Annotated in this window: 21 protein-coding genes; 17 read left to right on the top strand and 4 right to left on the bottom strand. The window is 33.6% G+C overall.

Annotated features, from left to right (window positions below; translation table 11 throughout):
* Positions 1-61 precede the first annotated feature (61 nt).
* The gene (locus tag I6I93_RS01395) at positions 62-634 is read right to left on the bottom strand and encodes a xanthine phosphoribosyltransferase (RefSeq protein ID WP_070702028.1); all 573 of its coding nucleotides are present in this window, start codon (positions 632-634) and stop codon (positions 62-64) included.
* 163 nt (positions 635-797) lie between these two features.
* Here I6I93_RS01395 and I6I93_RS01390 point away from each other — a divergent pair, with 163 nt between their 5' ends.
* On the top strand, positions 798-2,261 hold the full coding sequence (locus I6I93_RS01390; protein ID WP_112890465.1) for a C40 family peptidase: 1,464 nt from the start codon (positions 798-800) through the stop codon (positions 2,259-2,261).
* Between the two features lie 212 nt (positions 2,262-2,473).
* Here I6I93_RS01390 and I6I93_RS01385 read toward each other — a convergent pair whose 3' ends face one another.
* The gene (locus I6I93_RS01385; RefSeq protein WP_256584847.1) at positions 2,474-2,866 is read right to left on the bottom strand and encodes a zinc ribbon domain-containing protein YjdM; all 393 of its coding nucleotides are present in this window, start codon (positions 2,864-2,866) and stop codon (positions 2,474-2,476) included.
* Positions 2,867-3,013: 147 nt separating this feature from the next.
* Between I6I93_RS01385 and I6I93_RS01380 the strand changes: the two genes are divergently transcribed.
* The 8 genes from I6I93_RS01380 (at position 3,014) to I6I93_RS01345 (ending at position 10,753) form a co-directional block, all read left to right on the top strand.
* Entirely contained in the window at positions 3,014-3,574 is a 561-nt protein-coding gene (locus tag I6I93_RS01380; RefSeq protein ID WP_112890464.1) for a DUF5317 domain-containing protein, read from the top strand.
* A gap of 1 nt (position 3,575) precedes the next feature.
* Positions 3,576-4,406: a diadenylate cyclase CdaA gene (gene cdaA / locus I6I93_RS01375; protein ID WP_112890463.1), complete on the top strand. Its 831-nt coding sequence runs from the start codon at positions 3,576-3,578 to the stop codon at positions 4,404-4,406.
* Positions 4,387-5,325 carry a CdaR family protein gene (locus tag I6I93_RS01370; RefSeq protein ID WP_112890462.1) on the top strand — a complete coding sequence of 313 codons (939 nt, stop codon included), beginning with the start codon at positions 4,387-4,389 and terminating at the stop codon, positions 5,323-5,325. Before cdaA ends, I6I93_RS01370 begins: the two co-directional genes overlap by 20 nt.
* A 24-nt stretch (positions 5,326-5,349) precedes the next feature.
* The gene (gene guaB / locus I6I93_RS01365; protein ID WP_112890461.1) at positions 5,350-6,795 is read left to right on the top strand and encodes an IMP dehydrogenase; all 1,446 of its coding nucleotides are present in this window, start codon (positions 5,350-5,352) and stop codon (positions 6,793-6,795) included.
* A gap of 71 nt (positions 6,796-6,866) precedes the next feature.
* On the top strand, positions 6,867-7,550 hold the full coding sequence (locus I6I93_RS01360; protein WP_112890460.1) for a response regulator transcription factor: 684 nt from the start codon (positions 6,867-6,869) through the stop codon (positions 7,548-7,550).
* Positions 7,551-7,558: 8 nt separating this feature from the next.
* Positions 7,559-8,980 (top strand): sensor histidine kinase, encoded by a 1,422-nt coding sequence (locus I6I93_RS01355; protein ID WP_112890459.1) that lies wholly within the window; start codon positions 7,559-7,561, stop codon positions 8,978-8,980.
* On the top strand, positions 8,973-10,409 hold the full coding sequence (locus tag I6I93_RS01350) for a hypothetical protein (protein ID WP_112890458.1): 1,437 nt from the start codon (positions 8,973-8,975) through the stop codon (positions 10,407-10,409). The genes I6I93_RS01355 and I6I93_RS01350 overlap by 8 nt, the downstream gene beginning before the upstream one ends.
* 8 nt (positions 10,410-10,417) lie before the next feature.
* On the top strand, positions 10,418-10,753 hold the full coding sequence (locus I6I93_RS01345) for a cytochrome C biosynthesis protein (RefSeq protein ID WP_112890457.1): 336 nt from the start codon (positions 10,418-10,420) through the stop codon (positions 10,751-10,753).
* Positions 10,754-10,870: 117 nt separating this feature from the next.
* Here the strand turns inward: I6I93_RS01345 and I6I93_RS01340 are convergent, their stop codons facing one another.
* The gene (locus I6I93_RS01340; RefSeq protein WP_112890456.1) at positions 10,871-11,518 is read right to left on the bottom strand and encodes a ComEA family DNA-binding protein; all 648 of its coding nucleotides are present in this window, start codon (positions 11,516-11,518) and stop codon (positions 10,871-10,873) included.
* 150 nt (positions 11,519-11,668) lie between these two features.
* On the opposite strand from I6I93_RS01340, the gene fusA reads away from it, so the two are divergent.
* The 7 genes from fusA (at position 11,669) to radA (ending at position 20,356) form a co-directional block, all read left to right on the top strand.
* Positions 11,669-13,729, top strand: a complete 2,061-nt coding sequence (gene fusA, locus I6I93_RS01335) for an elongation factor G (protein WP_112890455.1) — start codon at positions 11,669-11,671, stop codon at positions 13,727-13,729.
* Between the two features lie 133 nt (positions 13,730-13,862).
* Positions 13,863-14,345 carry a hypothetical protein gene (locus tag I6I93_RS01330; RefSeq protein ID WP_112890454.1) on the top strand — a complete coding sequence of 161 codons (483 nt, stop codon included), beginning with the start codon at positions 13,863-13,865 and terminating at the stop codon, positions 14,343-14,345.
* 248 nt (positions 14,346-14,593) lie between these two features.
* Positions 14,594-15,046, top strand: coding sequence for a CtsR family transcriptional regulator (locus tag I6I93_RS01325; protein ID WP_070702002.1), 453 nt, complete (start codon positions 14,594-14,596; stop codon positions 15,044-15,046).
* Between the two features lie 11 nt (positions 15,047-15,057).
* Positions 15,058-15,570, top strand: a complete 513-nt coding sequence (locus tag I6I93_RS01320) for a UvrB/UvrC motif-containing protein (RefSeq protein WP_112890453.1) — start codon at positions 15,058-15,060, stop codon at positions 15,568-15,570.
* A complete protein-coding gene (locus I6I93_RS01315) occupies positions 15,563-16,543 on the top strand; it encodes an ATP--guanido phosphotransferase (protein ID WP_112890452.1) in 981 nt (326 codons plus the stop codon). Before I6I93_RS01320 ends, I6I93_RS01315 begins: the two co-directional genes overlap by 8 nt.
* Entirely contained in the window at positions 16,540-19,005 is a 2,466-nt protein-coding gene (locus tag I6I93_RS01310) for an ATP-dependent Clp protease ATP-binding subunit (RefSeq protein ID WP_112890451.1), read from the top strand. The genes I6I93_RS01315 and I6I93_RS01310 overlap by 4 nt, the downstream gene beginning before the upstream one ends.
* Entirely contained in the window at positions 18,977-20,356 is a 1,380-nt protein-coding gene (gene radA / locus I6I93_RS01305) for a DNA repair protein RadA (protein ID WP_112890450.1), read from the top strand. The genes I6I93_RS01310 and radA overlap by 29 nt, the downstream gene beginning before the upstream one ends.
* A gap of 71 nt (positions 20,357-20,427) precedes the next feature.
* Here the strand turns inward: radA and brnQ are convergent, their stop codons facing one another.
* Complete coding sequence (gene brnQ, locus I6I93_RS01300) at positions 20,428-21,735, bottom strand: branched-chain amino acid transport system II carrier protein (RefSeq protein ID WP_112890449.1); 1,308 nt, start codon at positions 21,733-21,735, stop codon at positions 20,428-20,430.
* Positions 21,736-21,858: 123 nt separating this feature from the next.
* Here brnQ and I6I93_RS01295 point away from each other — a divergent pair, with 123 nt between their 5' ends.
* On the top strand, positions 21,859-23,136 hold the full coding sequence (locus tag I6I93_RS01295) for a bifunctional folylpolyglutamate synthase/dihydrofolate synthase (protein WP_112890448.1): 1,278 nt from the start codon (positions 21,859-21,861) through the stop codon (positions 23,134-23,136).
* Positions 23,137-23,154: the final 18 nt, after the last annotated feature.

Raw genomic sequence — 23,154 nt, 5'->3', positions numbered from 1 at the left:
CGAAAGGACAAAAGCAGGAGCCTTAAATTTTATAAATTGTTTTATAAATTCATCTATAGATTTATCTAAAAGAAATTTTTCCATCTTCAATGGAATCAATAATTGCAAGAGAGAGAAGGTCGTAGCCCATGTCTCTAATTATCTTGCCCCCATCTTGGAAGCCCTTTTCAATGGCAACAGAAACTCCAGACACATTTGCACCAGCTTGCTTAGAAACGTCAATCAAACCCTTAAGGGCATTTCCTTCAGCAAGGAAGTCGTCAATAATAAGTAAATTGTCATCAGGAGATAAGAATCTCTTGGAAACAGTTATAGTGTAATTTTTCTTTGTAGTGTAGGACTCAACCTTTGACTGGTAAACATCGTCTCCAATATTTAAAGTTTTTTGCTTCTTGCAAAATACCACCATGGCATCGTTAAAGTGTTTTGAAGCAACAGTTGCAAGGGCTATACCACTTGCTTCTATAGTAAGTATCTTGTTAATTTTTTTATCTTTGAAATAAAGAGCCATCTCTTCAGCAAGCTTATCCAAAAATTTTATGTCAAGTTGGTGATTTAAAAATGAATCTACCTTAACAATATTTCCATCTAAAATTCTTCCGTCTTTTATAATTCTATCTTCTAATAATTTCATTTTACACCTCTAGAATATTTTAAGGCAAAAGGATCAAGTTATCAAGTTGAGGACTGGGATTTATAAAAAATATTGTAGTCATCTTTTATAAAGTAAAAGTAGCTAAGGCAAGCTTTATTTGATAAAATTAATTTATCAAGGTAAATAGAGAAAGGAGAAAATTATGAAGAAAACTTTAATTTTACTTGGCTTGCTTCTTAGCTTAATAATTCCAACAAATATTTTTGCTGAAAAAGCTATGCCAAACAATTCATCAAAGATGGATATTATTGCAGAGAATGGAGACGTATCCAACTATACTTTTTCAACCTACATAATAAAGGATTACAACTATTTTAAACTTCGTGACTTTGCATCCTATATGAATGGAACTATTAAAAACTTTGATGTCGATTACAATAGGGACAAGGATGCCATTGAAATTACGACAAAAACATCTTATGGGGACTTTACTGGACTTCCAAGTGATAATGTAGTTGGGGCGAAGGAAGCTGTAACAACAAGACAAAAGATTTTTATTGATGGCAAAGAAGTTCAAATTTCTGGCTATAATATTGATGGAAATAATTATTTTAAGCTCAGAGACTTGGCTAGTGCCTTAGATATAAAGATTTATTATGACTCCTTGAGAAAATCTGTAATCCTCAATCCAAACCTTCCAAGTGATGAAAAACTTGTTGAGGACTTAAAGAAGGAAATAGACAAGCTAATTGGCATGGAAGAAGAAGCATCAAGACCTAAGGCAAGCACAGGAACAAGAGATCTTATTGGAGCAGAAGAAAATCTTATTTATCTTCCTCCAAAAAATATTGATAGAAAGGTGAATCTAAAGACAGGTTATGCAGCAGAGATTAGAAATTCAAAAATTCAAAACTTTAAAAAGATTTCATCTCAAGTAAATGTCCCAAAAGGTACAGGGATTTTATATTTTGATCTTGACACCTTAAAGACAATGACCATTTATATTGATGGTAATGACACAAACATCAGTCAGGCTTACTTAAATAAGTGGATGAAGAAAAACATCTTAGTTCCCCTTATTCGTGGAGAAAAAATTTCAGGTCAAGAAGATGCCTATAAGGTCGCTTATGTAACTTTTGTTGATACTGCTCCAAAGCTAAATGGAGTTAGTGAACTTGTTAGTGTAAAGGCTAATGAAGTTAGAAATTATCTTTATGGACCTCAAACAAATCTCAAGGATTTTACAGCCGATAGGGGACAAATTTATTCTCTTGCAAAGAAGGGAGAAAACATTGGATGGTCCTGGTGGTACTTCACTGGTCCAAATTCTTATAATGAAAAAATTGACCATATGATTAACTATGCCCTAAGTGTGCAAGGTTTTTCTTATGAGCAATTTGACTGCTCAGGACTTGTTGGGACAGCAGCAGAATTTGCAGGTTTTCCTCTTGCACCAGCCTACTCATGGCTCATTGAAGGATCACCTATGGTTGAGGATATTCCAATGAATCAGCTTAGGAGGGGAGACCTCCTCAATAAGGCAGGAGAACACATTATGATTTATATTGGAGATGGAAAGGTTGTTGAATCTGTTCCAAGGACTGGAGTAAGAGTAGCTCCAGTGAGAAAAGCAGGCTACAAGGCCCTAAGAATTAAAGATGTGTAAAAATTAAGGAGCTTAGGCTCCTTTTTTGATGGAAATTTTTAAAATTTGAATAAGCAATTCTTATATAATTTTGGAATAAAATTTGGAAAACAATTGAGATATAAAAAATAATAAAACTTGTAATAGCTTATAAACTGAAAAAATTTATAAAAAATCAAGTATGTAAAGCTAAGTTTTATAAAATAAATTATTTTAGGATTAAAAGTGACAACTTATAGTCCTATTTTGAAAATAAATAGAAAGTTATAAAATAAATAAAAAAAGTGCCAAGACTTGGCACAAAAATTAAGCTTTTTTACAACAGAAGACTTAAGATAAATTCCACCGAAGTCTTTAGTCTTAGCGTCAATGTCATGACCGTTAACTTCTTCATCGAGAATTCTAATATTAGTAATCTTAGTCCCCCTCTTCATGGTGTCTTTGCCAAACTTTAAGTCCTTAATAGTTACAACACTATCTCCAGTCTTAAGTTCGTTGCCATTGGCATCAAGAACCTTGTCCTCTTCAAGAGAAAGATCAGTCCACATATGTCCACATTCAGGACAGTTATAAGCAACATTATCAAAATAGCCATATTCTGACCCACAATTTGGGCATTTATACATTTACCTCATCCTTTCAAATATCTTATCCTAAGTATAATTGAAAATAATTTATAATACAAATCAAATAAAGTATTTGTGATATAATAATTTATTAGTAAAGAAGAAATATACAATTTTCTAATGTTATTCTTGTTTTGTGGTGATAAAATGATTTTAGAAGCCTTAATACTTGCACTTATAAGTATGATTTTTATTAAGGAAAAGGACCTAAATAATTTAATAAATTTTAAATTTAAAAGATTTTATCTGGCTTTTATTGGAATTTTTATAATGGTTTTTATAAATTTTCTTACGGGAAGAGACTTTGGAAGTCTTACTGACTTTTTTGTAAGAAACTTCACTTTGTTTCATATCGCATCTCTTCTTCTCATTAGCCTTTCATTTTTTTCCAATTATGAGAACAAGGGCCTTTTAATTTGTGGTATTGGGACTTTTTTAAATGCCCTTCCAGTTATGGCTAATGGAAAAATGCCAGTCTCGCCATCTGCCCTTATGAAAATAGAAAATGAGAGAATTATTAAAATTATTTATATGGGAGCAAGCCTAAGTCATGGTGTATTTGATAAGGCAAAATTATATTTCTTGTCAGACTTAATATACTTAAAGAGGTTTATTGGACCTTCTAAGGTCATTAGCCTTGGAGATATTTTAATTGCCCTTGGCTTATATATTGCACTTATAATTATTGTTAGAAAGAGAGGTGCTTAGGATGGATAAGTTTAGCAACCTATTAAATATTATTAACTTGAGAGATGTTGTTGACATATTAATTGTCACTATCTTAATTTATTATGTTTTAAAATTAATTAGAAACACGAGAGCAGAGCAAGTTTTTAAGGGAATTCTTTTTATCCTATTATTTATTAAAATTTCACAATTTTTCCAACTTTACACAGTGAACTGGATTTTTACCAGGTTTATCAATGACGGTATTGTGGCTATTATTGTCTTGTTCCAACCTGAAATTAGAAGGGGTTTACAATATCTAGGCCTTACTTCAAATATAAAGAATAGTTTCAGTCAAAATAAGGACAATGTGCCAGAGACTGTTGAGGAAATTACTTCTGCAGTTGCCTCTCTTGCTAGACAAAAAATTGGTGCCCTAATAATTATTGAAAATGAAGTTGGCCTTACAGAAGTTATTGAAACTGGAACTGAAATTAATGGAAAGGTTAGCAGTGGACTTCTTATAAATATTTTTATTCCAAATACGCCACTTCACGATGGGGCTGTTGTTATAAAGGGATCAAAAATTAAGGCCGCAGCTTGTTTCTTGCCTTTATCTGATAACCAAAAGATTTCCAAGGAATTGGGGACAAGACACAGGGCAGGAATTGGAATTTCTGAAAGAGCTGATTGCCTTTCTATAATGGTTTCAGAAGAAAATGGAACTATTTCCACAGCTGAAAATGGAGTTATTTCAAGATACTTGGATATAGAAACTCTAGAGGCAAAACTTTTAGAAATTTATAGTCCAGACTACAAGGCAAGAACTTTTTTCTCAAAGCGTGGTGAAAAAAATGAAGAAAATAAATTTTAAAAATGATAGGACCTTGATGATAAAAATTATGTCCTTAATTTTTGCTATCATCCTATGGTCCTATGTTAAGGGTGAAGCAAATTTCATTACTTCTACAAACTACAAAAATATAGAGGTTTCTTATGAAGGCTTGTCTGATCTAAAGGCCAAAGACCTAACGATTATTTCTCCTAAGGAGTCTACCGTTGATGTTAAACTCCAGGGTTATAATTCTTACATGAGAAATGTAACAAAAGATGGAATTGTTGCCAAGGTTGATGTTAGTAAGTTAACTGAAGGAGAACATTCTGTTCCTATTAATGTATCTTATATTGATCTTGGAATATCTGTAACTAACACTACACCAAGAAGGATACCTTTTAAAGTTGACAAGGTTTTAAAAGAGAAGCATGAAGCCAATATTGTATTCTTAAATAAGCTGGAAAAGGGACTTAGTCTAGGTGATTTAAATAAGAAAGTAGACGTTGAAGTCAAGGGTCCATCAACTTATATGAATAAGATTAAAAAGGTTGATGCTTATATTGATCTTGCTGATATAACTCAGTCAACGAGCCTTGAGGCAGAGATATATGCCTACGACGATGGAGGGAAGATAATTAAGGAAGTTGAAGTCAATCCTTCAAGTGTAAAAGTTGACCTTCCAATATTAAAGAGTAAAACTGTCCCAATTAAAATAAAATTTAATGAAAATACTAGCAAAAATATTGTGACAAGTGACTTTTCAATTGAGCCATCTTCTGTTACAATTAGAGGAAATTCTGATGTAATTGATTCTATCGACTTTATAGAAACTAAACCAGTTAATTTTTATAATTATAAAAATGGAAATGATTTAGTGAAATTAAGTCTGCCAGATAAGGTTACATTGGTTGATGAGAATATTGATTTCAGGTTGAAGTCAATTGCAAATGAAGAATAAATGTATTAATAATCAGGAGGGAATATGGAATTTTTTGGAGAAGGACTAACATTTGACGATATTTTACTTGTACCAGCAAAATCAGAAATTTTGCCTAACGAAGTTGATTTATCTACAAACCTAACGGAAAAGATTAAACTAAACATTCCTCTTATGTCAGCAGGTATGGATACTGTAACTGAACACAGGATGTCTATTGCCATGGCAAGAGAAGGTGGTATTGGTATTATCCACAAGAATATGTCAATTGAAGAACAAGCCCTAGAAGTTGACAAGGTTAAGAGATCTGAACACGGAGTTATAACTGATCCATTTTCACTAACTAAGGATCATTCTATTAAAGATGCTTCTGAACTTATGGATAGGTACAGAATTTCTGGTGTTCCAGTTGTTACAGAAAAGGGTGTCTTGGAAGGAATTATTACAAATAGGGACATAAGATTTGAAACAGATCTTTCTAAAAGAATTAGCGATGTAATGACTTCAGAAAAACTAATCACAGGAGATCCTGATATTAATTTAGACCAAGCTCTAAATATTTTAAAGAAATATAAAATTGAAAAGCTTCCTCTTGTTGACAAAGACAATGTCCTAAAGGGTCTTATCACTATTAAGGATATTGAAAAACACGAACAATATCCAAACTCTGCAAGAGATAAATCAGGAAGACTACTTGCTGGTGCTGCAGTTGGTGCAACTAATGATGTTATGGATAGGATCGAAGCTCTTGTTGAGGCAAAGGCTGATGTGGTTGTTATTGATACTGCTCACGGACAATCTAAGAACGTATTAAAGACTATAAAAAATATTAAGGATGCCTTCCCAGATCTACAACTTATAGCAGGTAACGTTGCTACTTATGAAGGAACAGAAGACCTAATTAAGGCCGGTGCTGACTGTGTTAAGATTGGTATTGGACCTGGTTCTATTTGTACAACAAGAGTTGTAACAGGTATAGGTGTTCCACAAATTACTGCTATTATGGAAGCTTATAGAGCTGCCAAAAAATACGGAGTTCCAATAATTGCCGATGGTGGTATTAAATTCTCTGGTGATGTTGCCAAGGCTCTTGCAGCTGGTGGTAATGTTGTTATGATGGGTTCACTATTCGCAGGTACTGACGAATCTCCAGGAGAAGAAATCTTTGTTGAAGGTAGAAGATTTAAGGCTTACAGGGGCATGGGTTCTCTTGGTGCCATGAGTGCCGGTTCTTCTGATAGATACTTCCAAACAGGTACAACTAAGTATGTTCCTGAAGGAGTTGAAGGCAGGGTTCCATACAAGGGACTAGTAGGAGACATTGTATTCCAACTTGTTGGTGGAGTTAAGTCTGCCATGGGTTATATGGGTGCAAAGGACCTAGAAACTCTTAGGGCAACTGCTAAGTATGTTAAAATCACACAAGCTTCACTTACAGAATCTCACCCTCACAACATTACAATTACAAGAGAAGCTCCTAACTATTATTAAGACATTAATAAATCCACTTCAATTGAATTTGGAGTGGATTTTCTTTATAATTACAAGATAGAGGTGATATTTTGAAAACAAAAGTCTTGCTCGTTGAAGACGAAGAATCAATAAGAAAATTTGTTAAGATAAATCTTGAAAGAGAAGGCTACACAATTTTTGAAGCTGGCAGCGGAGAAGATGGAATTGAAATTGCTAGACGCGAGCTTCCAGATATTGTAGTCCTAGATATTATGCTACCTGGCATAGATGGTTTTGAAGTCTGCAAGACCTTGAGGGGAGAGTTCCCAAGCCTTGGTATCATTATGCTAACTGCAAAGGCAGAAGACTATGACAAGATTATGGGTCTTCAATATGGAACAGATGATTATTTGACTAAACCCTTTAACCCAACTGAGTTAACTCTTAGGATAAAATCAATTGAGAGAAGGCTTGAAATTGGTGAAGAAAATGAAAGCAACTTAATCACAGACCCACCTTTTAAAATAGATTCTTACTCAAGAAAGTTTTATAAGGATGATGTGGAACTAGAACTCACTCCTACAGAATATCAAATTATAAAATTATTTATGACAAATCCTGGCAAGGCCATGACAAGAAATGAAATTTTAAAATTAGTTTGGGGAGATGACTTCTTAGGCGACTCAAAAATTGTTGATGTAAATATAAGAAGACTTAGGTCAAAAATCGAAACAAACCCAGCAAAGCCAGACTATATTGAAACAGTTTGGGGAACTGGTTACAGATGGAAGTAGGTTTATAATTGAAAAATAAAATTGGAAAAAGACTTGTCAGAAGTTTTTTAATAATAATTTTAATTACAATTTCAATTATAGATATATTCTTGCTTTTTTCCTTTAGCTCCTACTATTACAACAACATATCCAAGGAATTAATCCAGAGGATGGAGGTCTCTTTAGAAATTTACAGGAGAGACTATTCCGACAAGTCCATTGAAGATTTGATCTATGAGGACAGTGATATCTTCTTGTCTAACACCAATGCAGAAGTCCAAATCCTTGATAAGGATAAAAACCTCTTGTCAGATTCCATTGGAAGGTTGGCTTCAAACCCAATAGAAACTATAGATGTAATGGCCGCTGAGAAGGGTGAAATAAAGACTTGGAAGGGAGAAGATTCACAAACAGGTGAAGCTATAATGTCCGTTGCAGGTCCTATAAAAAATAATGAAGGAGAAATAATTGGCTACCTAAGATTTATTTCGTCTATTGAAGGAATCAAGGCTGCAATTTTAAAAACTATTATAAGTCTACTTATCTTTACTCTATTTGTAGCCCTAGTGACAACTATGGTTTCACTTCTTATATCAAAGTCCATTGTAAAACCAATTTTAGAACTTACAGAAGTAGCCAAGACTATGCTAAAGGGAAATTACGAGGAGAAGGCCAAGATTTTTGAAGATGACGAGATAGGAGAGCTTGCCAAGACTCTTAATGCCATGAGTGATGAAATTATAAACAAAGATAGGATAAAAAATGATTTTATATCTTCAATTTCTCACGAGCTTAGAACCCCTCTTACATCAATAAAGGGATGGGCCGTTGTACTAAAGGATGCCAAAGAAGATGAAAAAGAACTAATGGAAGATGGCTTAAATATAATAGAGAATGAGGCAGACAGGCTTGCCAAAATGGTTGAAGAACTCTTAGACTTTTCTAGATATATTTCAGGAAGAATCACCCTTGATAAGGATGTTTTTGATATAACACAAACTTGTGTGGATATATCAAAGCAAATGAGACCTCGTGCCAAGTCCAACAATATTGAACTTATTACAGCGCTCCCAGAAGAGTCAATACTTATTAATGCTGATGAAAATAGGATCAAACAGCTGCTTATTAATCTCTTGGACAATGCCATTAAATTTACATCAGACAAGGGATGGGTTAAGTTCCAAATGATAAGAGAAGCTGATCTTGTTCAAATTATGGTTTCTGACAATGGAATGGGAATGACTAAGGAAGAACTTGCTCACGTAAAAGAAAAATTCTACAAGGGCAAACACTCCAAGAGCCACAGTGGAATTGGTCTATCCATTAGTGATGAGATAACAAAACTCCACCAAGGTAAACTAGAGATTTTCTCCGAAGAAAATATTGGAACAACAGTCAAGGTTAGCTTGCCCCTAGAAATAGAAAAAGAAGTAGGTGAAAAAAATGATTAAAAAAATAATTTTTTACCTCTCATTAATTTCCCTAGTTTTATTAACGGGTTGCTCCTTTTTGACAAGTCAAGGAACTGATGTTGAAAGGCCAGATATGGGTCAGTCACCACTTTATGGTAAGTGGACAATAACGAAGTTTATATCCAATAAAAAATCAAACCAAGACAATTTTAAATTTAAGGAATTAATTGGAGAAGACTTATACTTTAGTAATGACTCAGTCCTTCTTGCCAATGATTATATAAAGGATGCTTCTTATAAGACTAAATATGTGAAACTTTCTAATTATTTATACCAAAAGTTTAATCTTGACTACAAGAATTTGGGACTTGAAGATTCTGAAGTCTATACAACTTATGTCTTCGATTCAAATTCCAACTCTTCCTTGTATTATGAAGTTATAAAGACAAGTGAGAACACTGCTCTCTTGTTTGACAATGGAATAACTCTTGAAATAAAACTTGTGGACGACAAGATAAAAAATGAAGATTTAAATTCACATATTTTAGAAAGAAAGGATGAGGTTTTAGCTAAGAGTAGCTTGTTTGACTTAACAGGTGACAAGGGATTTTTAATTGGATTTAAAACTAAACTTGATTCCAATATTCCTTCATGGAATTACAAGACTCTTTACCTAAAATTTTCTGATTCAAAATTGGAAAATGTCTACGAGATGAACAATATTATCCTTCCAAGGGATGATCGCTTCTATGAAGTTAGTGTTCAAAGAGAATCAAAGTCAGAGGAAACAACTGATAGGTTAATTGCAAGAGACTATAAAACGTCAAATCTTCTTAAAAGAGATTCGGAAATTCCAAAAAATGAAGCTGAAGAGTTAAGAGAAGACAACTCCCTTAAGACAATTAACTTTATTACAAATAATTATATAAATGTTGAGAGTCTCGATAGGAATACAGGCAAAAGGACTCTTAGAATTTATAATTTAGATAAGCTAGAGGATAAAAAGGCCCTTAGTTATAAAGATTTCATATCTGAAGATGAATTAAAGGCTGAAGGGAAAAACATTCAATCCCTAAAAGAAGATCCTTACAATATTGGAATCTATAGGGACAATGGATTTTGGAAGCTCAAGGGAAGGCTTAACACAGAAGATGGAAAGTATTCTGATTTTGATTTAAATCTAGTTCTTCCTTATGAAGTTAACAAGTACAACAAAATAAATATTCCAATGACTCAGATCAAAAGTTTTAAGTCAGGAATAAAAGATGGATTTGTTTCTCCAGATAACAATTTCTTAATAACATTGGAAAATAATTATCTAAGAATATATAATATAAGTGAAGGAAGAATTATCTCCAGTCCTATTTTTGAAAGGGAAATAGGAGATGAGGCTTCCACAATTATGACAGAGTGGGCAACAGGCCGCTATGCAAATATTTGGCAGGATGAACTTTCATCAAATAAATGAGGTGTGAAATGAATAAGATTATAGAATTGATTGGAGAAAATTCCACTTACATGCTCCTAACCCTAGGTGCAATATTAATTGGAATTGTCATTACCTTTATAGTAAACTTTGCTGCAAGGGATTTAAAATTTATAAAATATTTACCAGGACTTGCTCTGGTATTTGTTGGGATAATTTCTCTTTTTATGGTTATCAATAAACTTTTTGATCCAACAAGCTTAGACAATTTAATTATTTTTGTAGTGGGAGTTTCATCTGGATTAGTGTCACTTATATTTGCACTAATAATAGGCATTGCCTCTTCAGATAAAAATCGCTACAAGAAAAATACTAGAAATAGATAAAAAATTAAGCTCAAGATAAGAGGCACTCAGGTGCTTCTTTTTTCTTGAGCTTTTTTAGGAAGAATATGAAAAATATTTAGTAATTATTAAATAAGTTTTTGTTTGTAGTTTTTAAATTTAATAAGTAGAAATGTAGTCCTTCATGGATTCAAATTTTTTGTCCCCAATGCCAGGGACATTTTTTATGTCCTCAATGGAAGAGAAAGAATTGTTGGCCCTGTAGTCTAAAATCTTTTGGGCAGTTTTTTCTCCAACTCCAGGAATTTTTGTCAGTTCACTTAGGTCAGCTGAGTTAATATTTATTTTTGAAGCAGGCCCACTTGATGATGGACTAGATACAAGTGTGGTCATATTTTCTTGTACTTCGCCAACTTTTGGAATATAAATCTTTTCTTCGTCGTGAAGCCTTGCTGCCAAGTTAACCCTATCAAGGTCTGCATCATCTCTTGCTCCACCAGCCAAATCAAGGGCATCAACCACACGCTTACTTGAGTCAAGTCTTAGGATGCCAGGGCTATTTACCGCTCCAGATATATGTACCATTATCTCTTCACTTTCTTCAGGAGCTTTTTCAATCTCAAGTTCTTTTGTATTTTCATCAAGAGATTTCTTCTTATTATCAATTATGCCAGCAGTATTTATTTTTAAAAATTCTTTGGCATCATCCTTGCTGTGATTATCATAATATTGGTAGCCAATTATTAAAAGTAAAAAGACAATTATAAGGTAGGGGAGTTTATCTTTATTTAAAAATTTAAAATCCATTCACACCACTCACTTATTAGTAATATTATATTTATAACAATGTAATACCCTAAATAGATAATTTTACACAGTTTTCAAATGCTAAAATTTATGTTATAATTTATCCATCGAAACGATTTCAAAAAAATTAATATATTTAGGAGGAAAACAATGAAAGTTTATACAACAGATAAGGTAAGAAATCTTGCTCTCGTGGGACATTCTGGCTCCGGAAAGACTAACCTAACAGAGGCTATGTTATTCCAAAGTGGAGCTACAAAAAAACTTGGAAATGTTTCTAGCAAGAACACAGTATCCGACTTCTCAAAAGAAGAAAGAGAAAGAGGAACATCAATTGCAACATCAATTATTCCTGTTGAATGGAGAAATTATAAAGTAAACATAATAGATACTCCTGGATTTCTTGATTTTGTTGGCGAAGCTCACAGTGCTCTAAGAGCCAGTGAAGCAGCAATTATGGTTATAGATGCAACTAAGGGTATCGAAGTTGGAACAGAAAGAACTTGGAAATACACAGAAAAAATTGGTCTTCCAAGAATTATTTTTATAAATAAAATTGACGGAGAAAATGTAAACTTTAGAAAACTAATGGATGAGCTTGAAGCTGCCTTTGGTAAAAAAGTTATCCCATTCTCTGTACCTATTGGCGAAGGTGAAGATTTTGTTGGTGTAACTGATGTAATCTTCCAAAAGGGATATAAGTATATAAACTCTGCACCAGAAGAAACTGAACTTAACCACGACCAAGTTAAGGCAACTGAAAGAATGTATGAAGAAATTGCAGAAGTTGTTGCAGGTTCTGATGAAGTACTTATGGAAAAATACTTCTCTGGAGAAAAATTCACAAGAGAAGACCTTCTAAGAGGAGTTACAACAGCCCTACTTGAAGGTGACGCAGTTCCACTACTTGTTGGATCTGGTGAAAAGGGAATAGGTATTGATATTTTACTTAATACAATTGTTAACTACATGCCAGCACCAGACGATGATCGTGCCCACCTTGGATTTAGATACAAGGAAGGGGAAGAAAGAAAGGTTTCAGCAAAGGATCCTTTTGCAGCAGTTGTATTTAAAACTGTATCAGACCCATTCCTTGGAAAGATTTCTATCTTTAAGGTAATTTCTGGTATTTTAACTAAAAACACTCCTTTATATAATGTAACTACTGAAGAAACAGAAAAACTTGGTGGCCTTTTTGTAATGAGAGGCAAGGAACAAATAGAAGTTGATGAAATATATGCAGGAGACATTGGTGCAACTACAAAACTTGCAGGTACTTTAACTGGTGATACTCTTTGTGATAAGGACCACATGGTTAAGTACAAGAAGTTAAAACATCCTACTCCAGTTTTATATTATGCAATAGAACCTAAGACTAAGGGAGACGAAGAAAAGCTTACTCAATCTCTTAAGAAGATTAGGGACGAAGACCCAACATTTACAATCGAAAGAAATACAGAAACTAAACAAATGACTATAGGTGGTCAAGGCAAGGTTCAACTTGATGTTATACTTGAAAAATTAAAGAACACTTATGGTGTTGAAGTTGAAATTGTTCCATTTATAATCCCTTATAGAGAAACAATTAGACAGACTGCAAGTGTACAAGGTAAACACAAAAAACAATCTGGTGGAGCAGGCCAATATGGTGATGTTTGGATTAGATTTGAACCATCTGAAAATGATTTTGAATTCGATGAAGAAGTATTTGGTGGCGCAGTTCCTAAGAACTACTTCCCAGCAGTTGAAAAGGGAATTATTGAATCTAAGGAAAAGGGAGTTCTCGCAGGGTATCCTGTTACAAACTTCAAGGCTGTTTTATATGATGGATCCTACCACGATGTTGACTCAAATGAAATGTCCTTTAAACTTGCTGCAAATCTTGCCTTTAAGAAGGGTATGCAAGAAGCAAGCCCAGTTCTCCTTGAGCCTATTATGAAGGTTGAAGTTACAATTCCAGAATCTTATCTTGGAGATGTAATGGGAGATATGAACAAGAGACGTGGAAGAATTCTTGGTATGGACCAACAAAATGACGGCACTCAAGTTCTTATTGCTGAAGCACCTCAAGCTGAACTTTTCACTTACCTAATTGATCTTAGATCACTTACTCAAGGTAGGGGAACTTTCAACATGGAATTTGTAAGATATGAAGAAGTTCCACAAAATATTGCAGAAAAAATTATTGAAGAAAGAAAAACTGATAAATAAAAATAAATTTTTAAAGGTTGGGCTTAAGTGTTCAACCTTTTTTATTATAAAACGATTAAACATATTGAAAAGCAACATTAATAGTTTTATAATTTAGTTAGATAACATTATACCTTATAGAAAGGGGATAAAAATGAAAACTAAAAAAATTGTATTAATTTTAATATCTTTGGCTATTGTGTCAATTATGTGTGGTTTTTCTTTTTTAAATTCTAATAAAGAAAATTATAATTTTAACATAGATGTTTGTGATGATAAACCAAACTATGAAAAAATTATTAAGGACTTAACTTATGATAGTGTGTATAAATATAAGCTAAAAGAAGTTATTGTAAGTAACAAGATTATGGAAGAACAGGGTTTTAAATTTACAACAAATAAAGATGCTGATTATTTATTAGTATTTTCTAATGAAGATAATGAGAATGCACGTATAGCAGTAAGAGTTTCTGATGTGAGTTTGAGAATTTCTACTTCTAAAAAACATAGTAGTTATATACTTATTACTGATTCAAAAAATTCTAAAAAAGATTTAGATTTCTCATCAAAAAGTGGTATTCCAAAAGGAACATTTTCTATTTTAGAACTAGAACGAGAAAAAGTCATAAATAAGTAAAAAAAGAATTAAATAGCTAAAAATATCTGTTGGTGAGTTGAATCCCAACAGATATTTTCATTTGAAAAAAATTTATTATTTATATGAAACAATTCTTTAAAAAACAACAAAAATATATAAGCTTAACTTAAAAGGTAACGAAACTAAATACTTTACAAAAGTCCTAGTTTATATTAAACTAGAGATAGTAAAAGATAGTCAGATTTATTCTGACTTAAAAGACAAAGATAGTCAAAGGAAATGATTTTATGGCAAAATTATCCAATTCCATTGAAGAATTTTTAAATGAATTAATATTTGAATCAGGTGGAGTTGTTGAAATACAAAGATCAAAAATTTCAGACCAATTTAATTGTGCACCTTCACAGATAAATTATGTTTTGACAACTAGGTTCACACCCTTTAAGGGTTACTATGTTGAGTCGAGACGTGGTGGCGGTGGCTACATTAGAATTGTTAAGGTTAAATTAGAAGATGATGAAGATATACTAGAAAGATTTTTAGATTTTATAGGCGACTCTATTACAAAAAATAATTCAGACGACCTAATAGAAGAGCTTGTTAGATTAAATAAGTTGACTGAGAGGGAGATGGAACTCATGAAGGTGAGCCTGTCCGACAGGTCCCTAAGTCAATGTGAAAATAGAAATGAACTGAGGGCAGATTTGTTAAAGAATATGCTCCTCGTTATTTTCAGCTAGGAGGGAAGAAGATGTTGTGCGATAACTGTAAAGAAAGGGAATCAATAATTTCTTACACAAGAATAAACAATGATGAAGTTGAAGAAGTTCATCTTTGTCAAGTTTGTGCTGAAGAAAAATTTAAAAAAGAATTTCAGGGCTATCAAAATATAATTCCTCAACTTGAAAATGCCCTAAAAAATATTTTCAAGTTTACCGCCAACTCATCAAAGGATGAAAAAGATGACATTAGGTGTGAATACTGTGGTAGGAGTTTTAGAGAACTTAAGAACACAGGAGTCCTAGGTTGTCCAAAGTGTTATGATTCCTTTGGAAATGAAATTAAGGCCTATCTAAAGGCTTTAAATATAAATTTAAAATACAGGGGAAAAATTCCTAAAAACTCAGAATCTTATATTTACTACAATAGGAAGCTAGAGGATCTAAGGGAAAAGCTTGATCTTGCTATTAGCCTAGAGGAATATGAAAAGGCAGCAGAAATTAGAGATGAGATAAAAACTTTAAAGGAAGATGCCAATGTCTAATATTATTTTAGGAAACAAGATAAAATTATATAGAAACATTGACGGGAAGAACTTTGTCAACACTATGTATGACGAAGAATTAAGAGAAAATATAGACTTCCTTGACCCAATAATAAGAGAAATGGGTTATGAAAAAGTCGATATAGAAAACATGTCTTCCTTAAAAAAGTTAAAATACTTGGAAGAGGGAAGGCTTGGCAAGAGCTTTCTTGAGAAGAAAAATATTGGGTTTTATCAAAAGGTTGAAGAGCCAGATATTTTAATAAATTCAAGCGAACACCTTGAGCTTTCAAACTTTTCAAGGACTAAGTCTCTTGACGAACTTTATAAGGAAATTTATGACTTGGAAGAAAAGCTTGAAGAAAAAGTAGATTTTGCCTTTAGTCCAGAGTATGGATATTTGACTTCAAGGGTTTTTAATGCAGGAACTGGTTTTAAACCTATTGCATTTTTATACTTGCCAGCCCTAAATTATTTTGGCATAAGTGAAATTGCCAAGGGCCTATCAAGGCTTGGCTACACCCTAGGTTCTTATAGGGGCAGGTCCGAGAAAGCCATGGCAAGTATTTATACACTTTCTTTTGAGTCTACACTTACAGAAGACGAAGATTCTTATTTAGAAAAATTAAAACTTATTAGCGACGAGATTGCTGATGTTGAAAGGGAAAATAGAAAAAAACTTTATTTAGATAATATTATAAGCCTTGAAGACATGGTAAACAGGTCCTACGGCCTACTTGCCAATGCAAGGCTACTATCGGAAGAAGAGATGATGCAGTCCATGAGCATGATTAACCTGGGGATTGAGCTTTCAATCTTAAAGCCAAATAGGGATTTTGACTTTTACAAGGAAATCATGAAGCTTAGAAATGGACACTTACAAATTGAGAGAGGCTCAATCTTGGACCTTAAGTCAAGAGATATTTTAAGGGCCAACAAGTCGAGAGCTCTCATGAAGGAGGTTTTCAAATGAGTATGTTTGGAAGATTTAGTGAAAAATCACAAAAAGCCATTCTCTTTGCCCAACAAGAGGCAAGAGAACAAAGACATTCATATATAGGGTCAGAGCATATACTTCTTGGAATTTTGCGAGAAGGAACAGATGCAGGAGCCCACATACTTTCAAAGCTTGGGGTAGATTACAAAAAGGCCAAGGAAACAACTATGGATATAGTAAGTCAGGGCCAAGGTCCAGTGGTGTCAAGCATTGCTTACACACCTAGGACAAAGAGGATTTTTGAACTTGCTTTTGAAGTTTCAAGGGAAATGGGTGAGAACACAGTGTCAACTGACCACCTTTTACTTGGAATCCTAAGAGAAGGCCAAGGAGTTGCTATCTTAGTTTTAAAAAGACTGGGCATTGACGTAATGAGTCTTGAGAATGATATTGTAAATAATATGGAAGACTATGAGGACTATGAAGAGGGCAGCGAAGGTTCTTCTGAAGCCCTAGAAAAATATACTACTAATTTAAATAAAAAGGCTGAAGAAGGAAAAATTGACCCAGTTATTGGAAGAGAAAAGGAAATAAAAAGAGTAATCCAAGTTCTATCAAGAAGGACAAAAAACAACCCAGTCCTAATTGGAGAACCAGGTGTTGGTAAAACTGCCATAGCTGAAGGACTTGCTGCAGAAATTGTTGCAGGTAATGTTCCAGAAATTATGAAGGATAAAATTATTCTAACTCTTGATATTTCTCAACTTATTGCTGGTGCAAAATACAGAGGAGACTTTGAAGAGAGATTAAAAAATGTAACTAATGAGGCAAGCAAGAATAAAAATATTATTTTATTCATTGATGAAATGCACGTTATAATTGGTGCAGGATCTGCTGAAGGATCTCTTGATGCTTCAAATATTCTAAAGCCTATGCTTACAAAGTCAGTCCTACAAATTATTGGGGCAACAACTATTACAGAATACAGGCAAAAAATTGAAAAAGACTCTGCTTTTGAAAGAAGACTTATGCCAATAATGGTTGATGAACCAAGTGTGGAAGATTCAATCAAAATAATAGAAGGTCTTAAAAATATTTATGAAGATCACCACCATGTCATAATACCTGACGAAAGTATTGAAGCTGCTGTAAAATATTCTGACAGGTATTTAAACGACAGGTTCTTACCAGACAAGGCAATTGATTTAATTGATGAGGCAAGTTCAAAATTAAAGATAGAATCTTATAAGGTGCCAGAGTTTGAAGAAAAATATAAGCTTGACCTTGAAGACATAGAAGAAAAGAAAAACAAGGCAGTAAAGGACCAAGACTATGAACTTGCTGCAAATCTACGTGATGAACAAAAAAGAGTGGAAGAAGAGCTTGAAAAGAAGAGGGCTGCCTTTAAAGAAAAAGAAGCAAAGAAGGAAGTTTCTCCAGAACTTATAGCCGATATTGTATCTGACTGGTCCAAGGTTCCTGTTACTGAAATGACAGAAGAAGAGACTGAAAAATTAAGAGATCTTGATATAAAACTAAAAGAAGATGTCAAGGGACAAGACCAAGCTGTCAAGGCCCTTGCCAAGGCCATAAAGAGGTCAAGGATTGGCCTTAAGGATCCAAACAAGCCAATAGGTTCCTTTATCTTCGTTGGACCAACTGGTGTTGGTAAGACTTATCTTGCAAAGAGTCTTGCTAAAAACTTATTTGGTAAAGAAGAAAACATGATTAGGTTTGATATGTCAGAATACATGGAGAAATTCACTGTATCAAGACTTGTGGGTTCACCTCCAGGATATGTTGGTTACGATGAAGGTGGCGAGCTAACAGAAGCTGTTAGGACAAATCCTTATTCAGTAATTCTCTTAGATGAAATTGAAAAGGCTCATCCAGATATATTTAACATTCTTTTACAAATTCTTGATGAAGGAAGATTAACTGACTCCAAGGGTAGGACTGTTAACTTTAAAGACACAGTTATAATTATGACTTCAAATGCTGGAGCAAACCTCCTTGCCAAGAATTCAGTGCTAGGCTTCTCAACTTCAGAAGAATCTGCAAAGAAAAGTGAATTTGAAAACATGAAGTCCATTATAGACCAGTCTTTAAAAGATATGTTTAAGCCTGAATTTTTAAATAGGGTTGATGATGTTGTAATCTTTAAGGCTCTTGAAAAATCTGAGATCAAAGACATTGTTAAGAACATGCTTGATAGTCTAAACCTTAGACTAGAAGATATGGGAATCAAGGCAACATACACAAATAAACTTATCAACTTCCTTGTTGAAGAAGGTTATGACAAGGTCTTTGGTGCAAGGCCACTACAAAGAACAATTACAAAACTCATTGAAGATAAAATTGCAGACGAATTCTTAGATGGAAATATCAAAGATGGCGATGAAATCTCTGTAGATGTTAAATACAAGAAGGTTCAAATAAAAAAAGTAAAGAAGACAAAAAAGGCGAAAGATGAAAAAGAAAACAGTCTATCAATGTAATAAATGTGGCTACATTTCCCATGGATTTTTTGGGAAGTGTCCCAACTGTGGTGCATGGAATACCCTAGAAGAGAAGGAAGAAGAAACATCTTCTAGCAAAAGCTCTTCTAGGTCTAAAAAAGTTAAAAAGGATGCACAAAAATTAAATACTGTTGCAGTTTCTTCAGATGAGAGAATTAAGACTAGTATAGAAGAATTTAACAGGGTCATGGGCGGTGGGATTGTCCGTGATTCTGTTAGTATTTTGACTGCAAAGCCAGGCTCAGGTAAGTCAACCCTTCTTATGCAAGTTGCCAATGATATTGCTAACAAGGGGATGAGGGTCCTCTACGCATCGGGAGAAGAATCAGAAACACAAATTAAGATGAGGGCAGAGAGAATTCTTGATAAACTTTCTGACAATATTTGGGTTTATTCTGTAACTTCACTTAACTCAGTCCTTGATCAGGTGGAAAAAATTGATCCACAATTAATAATCATAGACTCAATTCAAACTTTTACACTTGATGAATTTCCACAAAGACCAGGAACTCCGACCCAAACTATGGAGTGTGCCTATAAGATGACTGAAGTTGCCAAAGACTTAGAAAAGCCTCGCATGGTCTTCTTAGTTGGACAAATGACTAAACAAGATGAACTTGCAGGTGTGAGAAGTCTTGAACACTTGGTGGATACAGTTCTCTTAATTGACGGTGACTCATCAGAAGACTTGAGATCACTTATGACTACAAAAAATAGGTACGGGTCAACAGGTGAAATTGGATTTTTCTCCATGACAGAGAAGGGCATGATTTCAATTGATAATCCATCAGAATACTTTATGACTAAGAGGTCGGTATCAGAACAAGTGCCAGGTTCTTCACTCTCAGTCATTAGAGAAGGAACAAGGCCAATAATTCTTGAGACAGAAGCCTTAGCCTCAAAGTCTTTCCTTCCTTATCCATCAAGAATTTCTGAATCTGTAAGGCGTGAACACTTAAACACCCTTGTATCAATTCTTGAAGAGAGGGCAGGAATTACTTTTTTAGACAAGAACATTGTGGTCAAGTCCACTGGTGGAATTAAAGTTAAGGAGCAGGCATCAAACCTATCTGTAATGGTTTCTATTGTGTCGTCAACACTAAATAAGCCTGTTGAAGCTAACTCAGTCTTCATTGCCGATGTGGGACTTACTGGAGAGCTTAAAAATGTTCCAAGTCTTGATATAAGACTCAAAGAAGCAGAGAGGATGGGCTTTAAAAAAGCTTACGTTTCAAAATATTCTAATGTAAAGGAAGAAGCCTACAAGGACTTAAAAGTTATTAAGATGTCAAATATCTCTGAAGTATTAAATAAAATATTTGATTTATAAAATTTTAGACAATAAAAAAACTCTTGTTACTTAAAAAGTAATAAGAGTTTTTCTTTTGCATGTTTTTAATTTTAAGCTAGCTTAGTTTTTCTTGTAGATGAAACTACAAGAGCAATTACGAGACCAACAAGCATTGGGCATACCCAACCAAGACCAAACTCAGTAAGTGGTAATTTAGTTAAGCTATCTCCAAAGACACCTAGAAGGCCTTTGCCTTGTAATACAAATAAGAATCCAAATATCAATGAAATAATAGATGGAACTTTAAATACTAAGTCGTCCTTAATCTTTTCATTAAATAATCCCAATAGGACAATTGTCATTGCACATGGATAAATAACTTCAAGTATTGGTGCAGAAATTTTAATAATTTGAGTTACACCAAGCATAGAAATTAAGCATGAAACAACAGAACAAATAATTACGATTCTTTCGTAAGAGATCTTGTTAAAAGTCAAGTCGTTAAAGAAGTTACCAGTTGCAGATATAAGTCCAATAGCAGTTGTAAGGCAAGCTAGTGCAGTTATAAGACCTAAGATATAAACACCAGTGCCACCTAGTACTCTATTTGTAATGTCAACAAGTAGAAGAGTAGAATCTGTATCTACATCATAAATGCCAAGGCTTGAAGTTTGTGCTCCAAGATATAGTAGGCCTCCGTAGATTAATGCTAATAAAATTACTGCAATGACACTTGATAAAATAGTTGCCTTAATCTCAACTTTTTGTGATGAGTAATTTCTTGACTTAACAGCTCCAATAACAACAAGAGCAAACATACAACTAGCAATGGCATCCATTGTTTGATAACCATCAGTGATGCCCTTCTTTAGAACATTGTCGATCATAGTTGTGTTTGCAACTTCTCCAATTGGAGTGACAATTCCCTTAATGATTAAAACTGTCATACAAAGTAAAAGTGAAGGAGTAAGGAACTTTCCTACAATGTCAACAACCTTACTAGGTCTAATACTTAATAGACAAGCTATAAGGAAGAAGATAACAGAGAATAAGTACCTGTTAAAGGACTCACCAAAAATTGGCAAGATTGCAATCTCATAAGTAGTAGCGGCTGTTCTTGGTGTTGCCAAGAAGGGTCCGATACATAAAATAATTGCTGTAGAAATAATTACTGCAAAAGTCTTGTTAATTCTTGAGGCGAGGACGTTAAGGTTACCTTCATATTTTGATAGGGCGATAATTGCCAGTAGGCCTAGACCTGCGTCTGTGATTGTAAAGCCTAAAAATCCTATCCACCATTGGTGACCCGACAATAAACCTAAGTAAGGGGGAAAGATTAAGTTTCCAGCTCCAAAGAACATTGCAAAAAGTGCGAAGCCAATAATAAATAAATCTTTCGTCTTAATTTCATTGTTCATCTTTTTTTACCTCCATAAATATATTTTTCTCATTCTATCACAAAGAAAGACTTTTGGATACATAAATTATTGATTAGATGCAAATATTTTGATAATATCAATGTTATTGAAAGGAAGGTTGACATGGATTACAAAGAATCAGTAGCTTGGCTTGAAAATAGAAATATACCTCTTGGAGAATTTACAACAGATAATATTAAGGTTCTCTTAGAAATTTTTGATAGGCCTCAAGATAAATTAAAAAGTATTCACATTACAGGGACTAATGGCAAGGGATCAGTTGCAAGTTTTATAACTAATGCCTTAATAGAAAATAATTATTCAGTGGGCAAGTTCACATCTCCTTATATAACAAATATTCGTGAGGAGATAGAAGTCAATAGGGAAATCATAAGCGAAGATGACTTTGCAAAGATTGCTAGTCAAGTTAGGGAAAAAGTTGAAGAACTTGATGAGGAAGAAATATTTGTAAGTGGTTTTGAAATTTTAACTTCAATTGCCTACATTTATTTTGCAGGGAAAAACTTAGACTTTGCAGTAATGGAAGTTGGAATGGGAGGAAGAGTTGACGCGACAAATGTAATGGCAAAATCTATCCCTGTTTTTTGTCACATTGCACTTGATCATGCAAACATCTTGGGTGACACTTTAGAAAAAATTGCTCGTGAAAAGGGTGGAATTATTAAAGAAAATTCTCAGGTATTTTCTTATCCTCAGGCTGAAGAAGCAAGGATAGAATTAAAGAAAATCTCAAAAGAAAAATCTTCTGGCTTTAGTGAATTCTCTTTTGATGAAGTAGAGATAATTTCTTCTAACGAGTTTGGAAATAAATTTAACTTTAGAGATTATAAGGACGTAGAAATTTCTCTTATTGGAGACCATCAAGCTTTTAATGCGGCCCTAGCCCTTATGGTCTTAGATTATTTAAAAGAAGACTATAAGTTAGACGAAGAAAAGATAAAAGAGGGACTAAAGAAGGCAGAAAATATTGGAAGGACAGAATGTCTATCAAGAGACCCTCTTATAGTAGTTGATGGATCACACAACTTGGATTCCATTGAAGGAATAGAAAAAAGTATAAAGAAATTTAACTATAACAAATTGATTTTGGGATTCTCACTTCTAAAGGATAAGGACCACAAACACATCTTAGAAAAGATTGAGGGACTTGCAGATAAGATTGTCTTGACAGAAATTGACAATGAGAGATTTACTGATTTAGATTCCTTAGAAAAAGAATTTAAAGAAATTTCAAGTAAAGAAATTTTTGCAATCGAGGACAGGAAGGAAGCAGTTGAAAAAACTTTTGAACTTGCAGGAGAGGGCGATATGATCCTTTGGTGTGGATCACTTTACCTCATAAAGGATATAAGAAAAATAATTTTGGAAAAAATAAATTAAATATAAAAAACAAAACCC

Source organism: Peptoniphilus harei (assembly GCF_016726485.1).
Classification (GTDB): Bacteria; Bacillota; Clostridia; order Tissierellales; family Peptoniphilaceae; genus Peptoniphilus_A; species Peptoniphilus_A harei.
The sequence above is the reverse complement of the archived record's forward strand: the minus strand, read 5'-3'. Positions and strand labels throughout refer to the sequence as shown.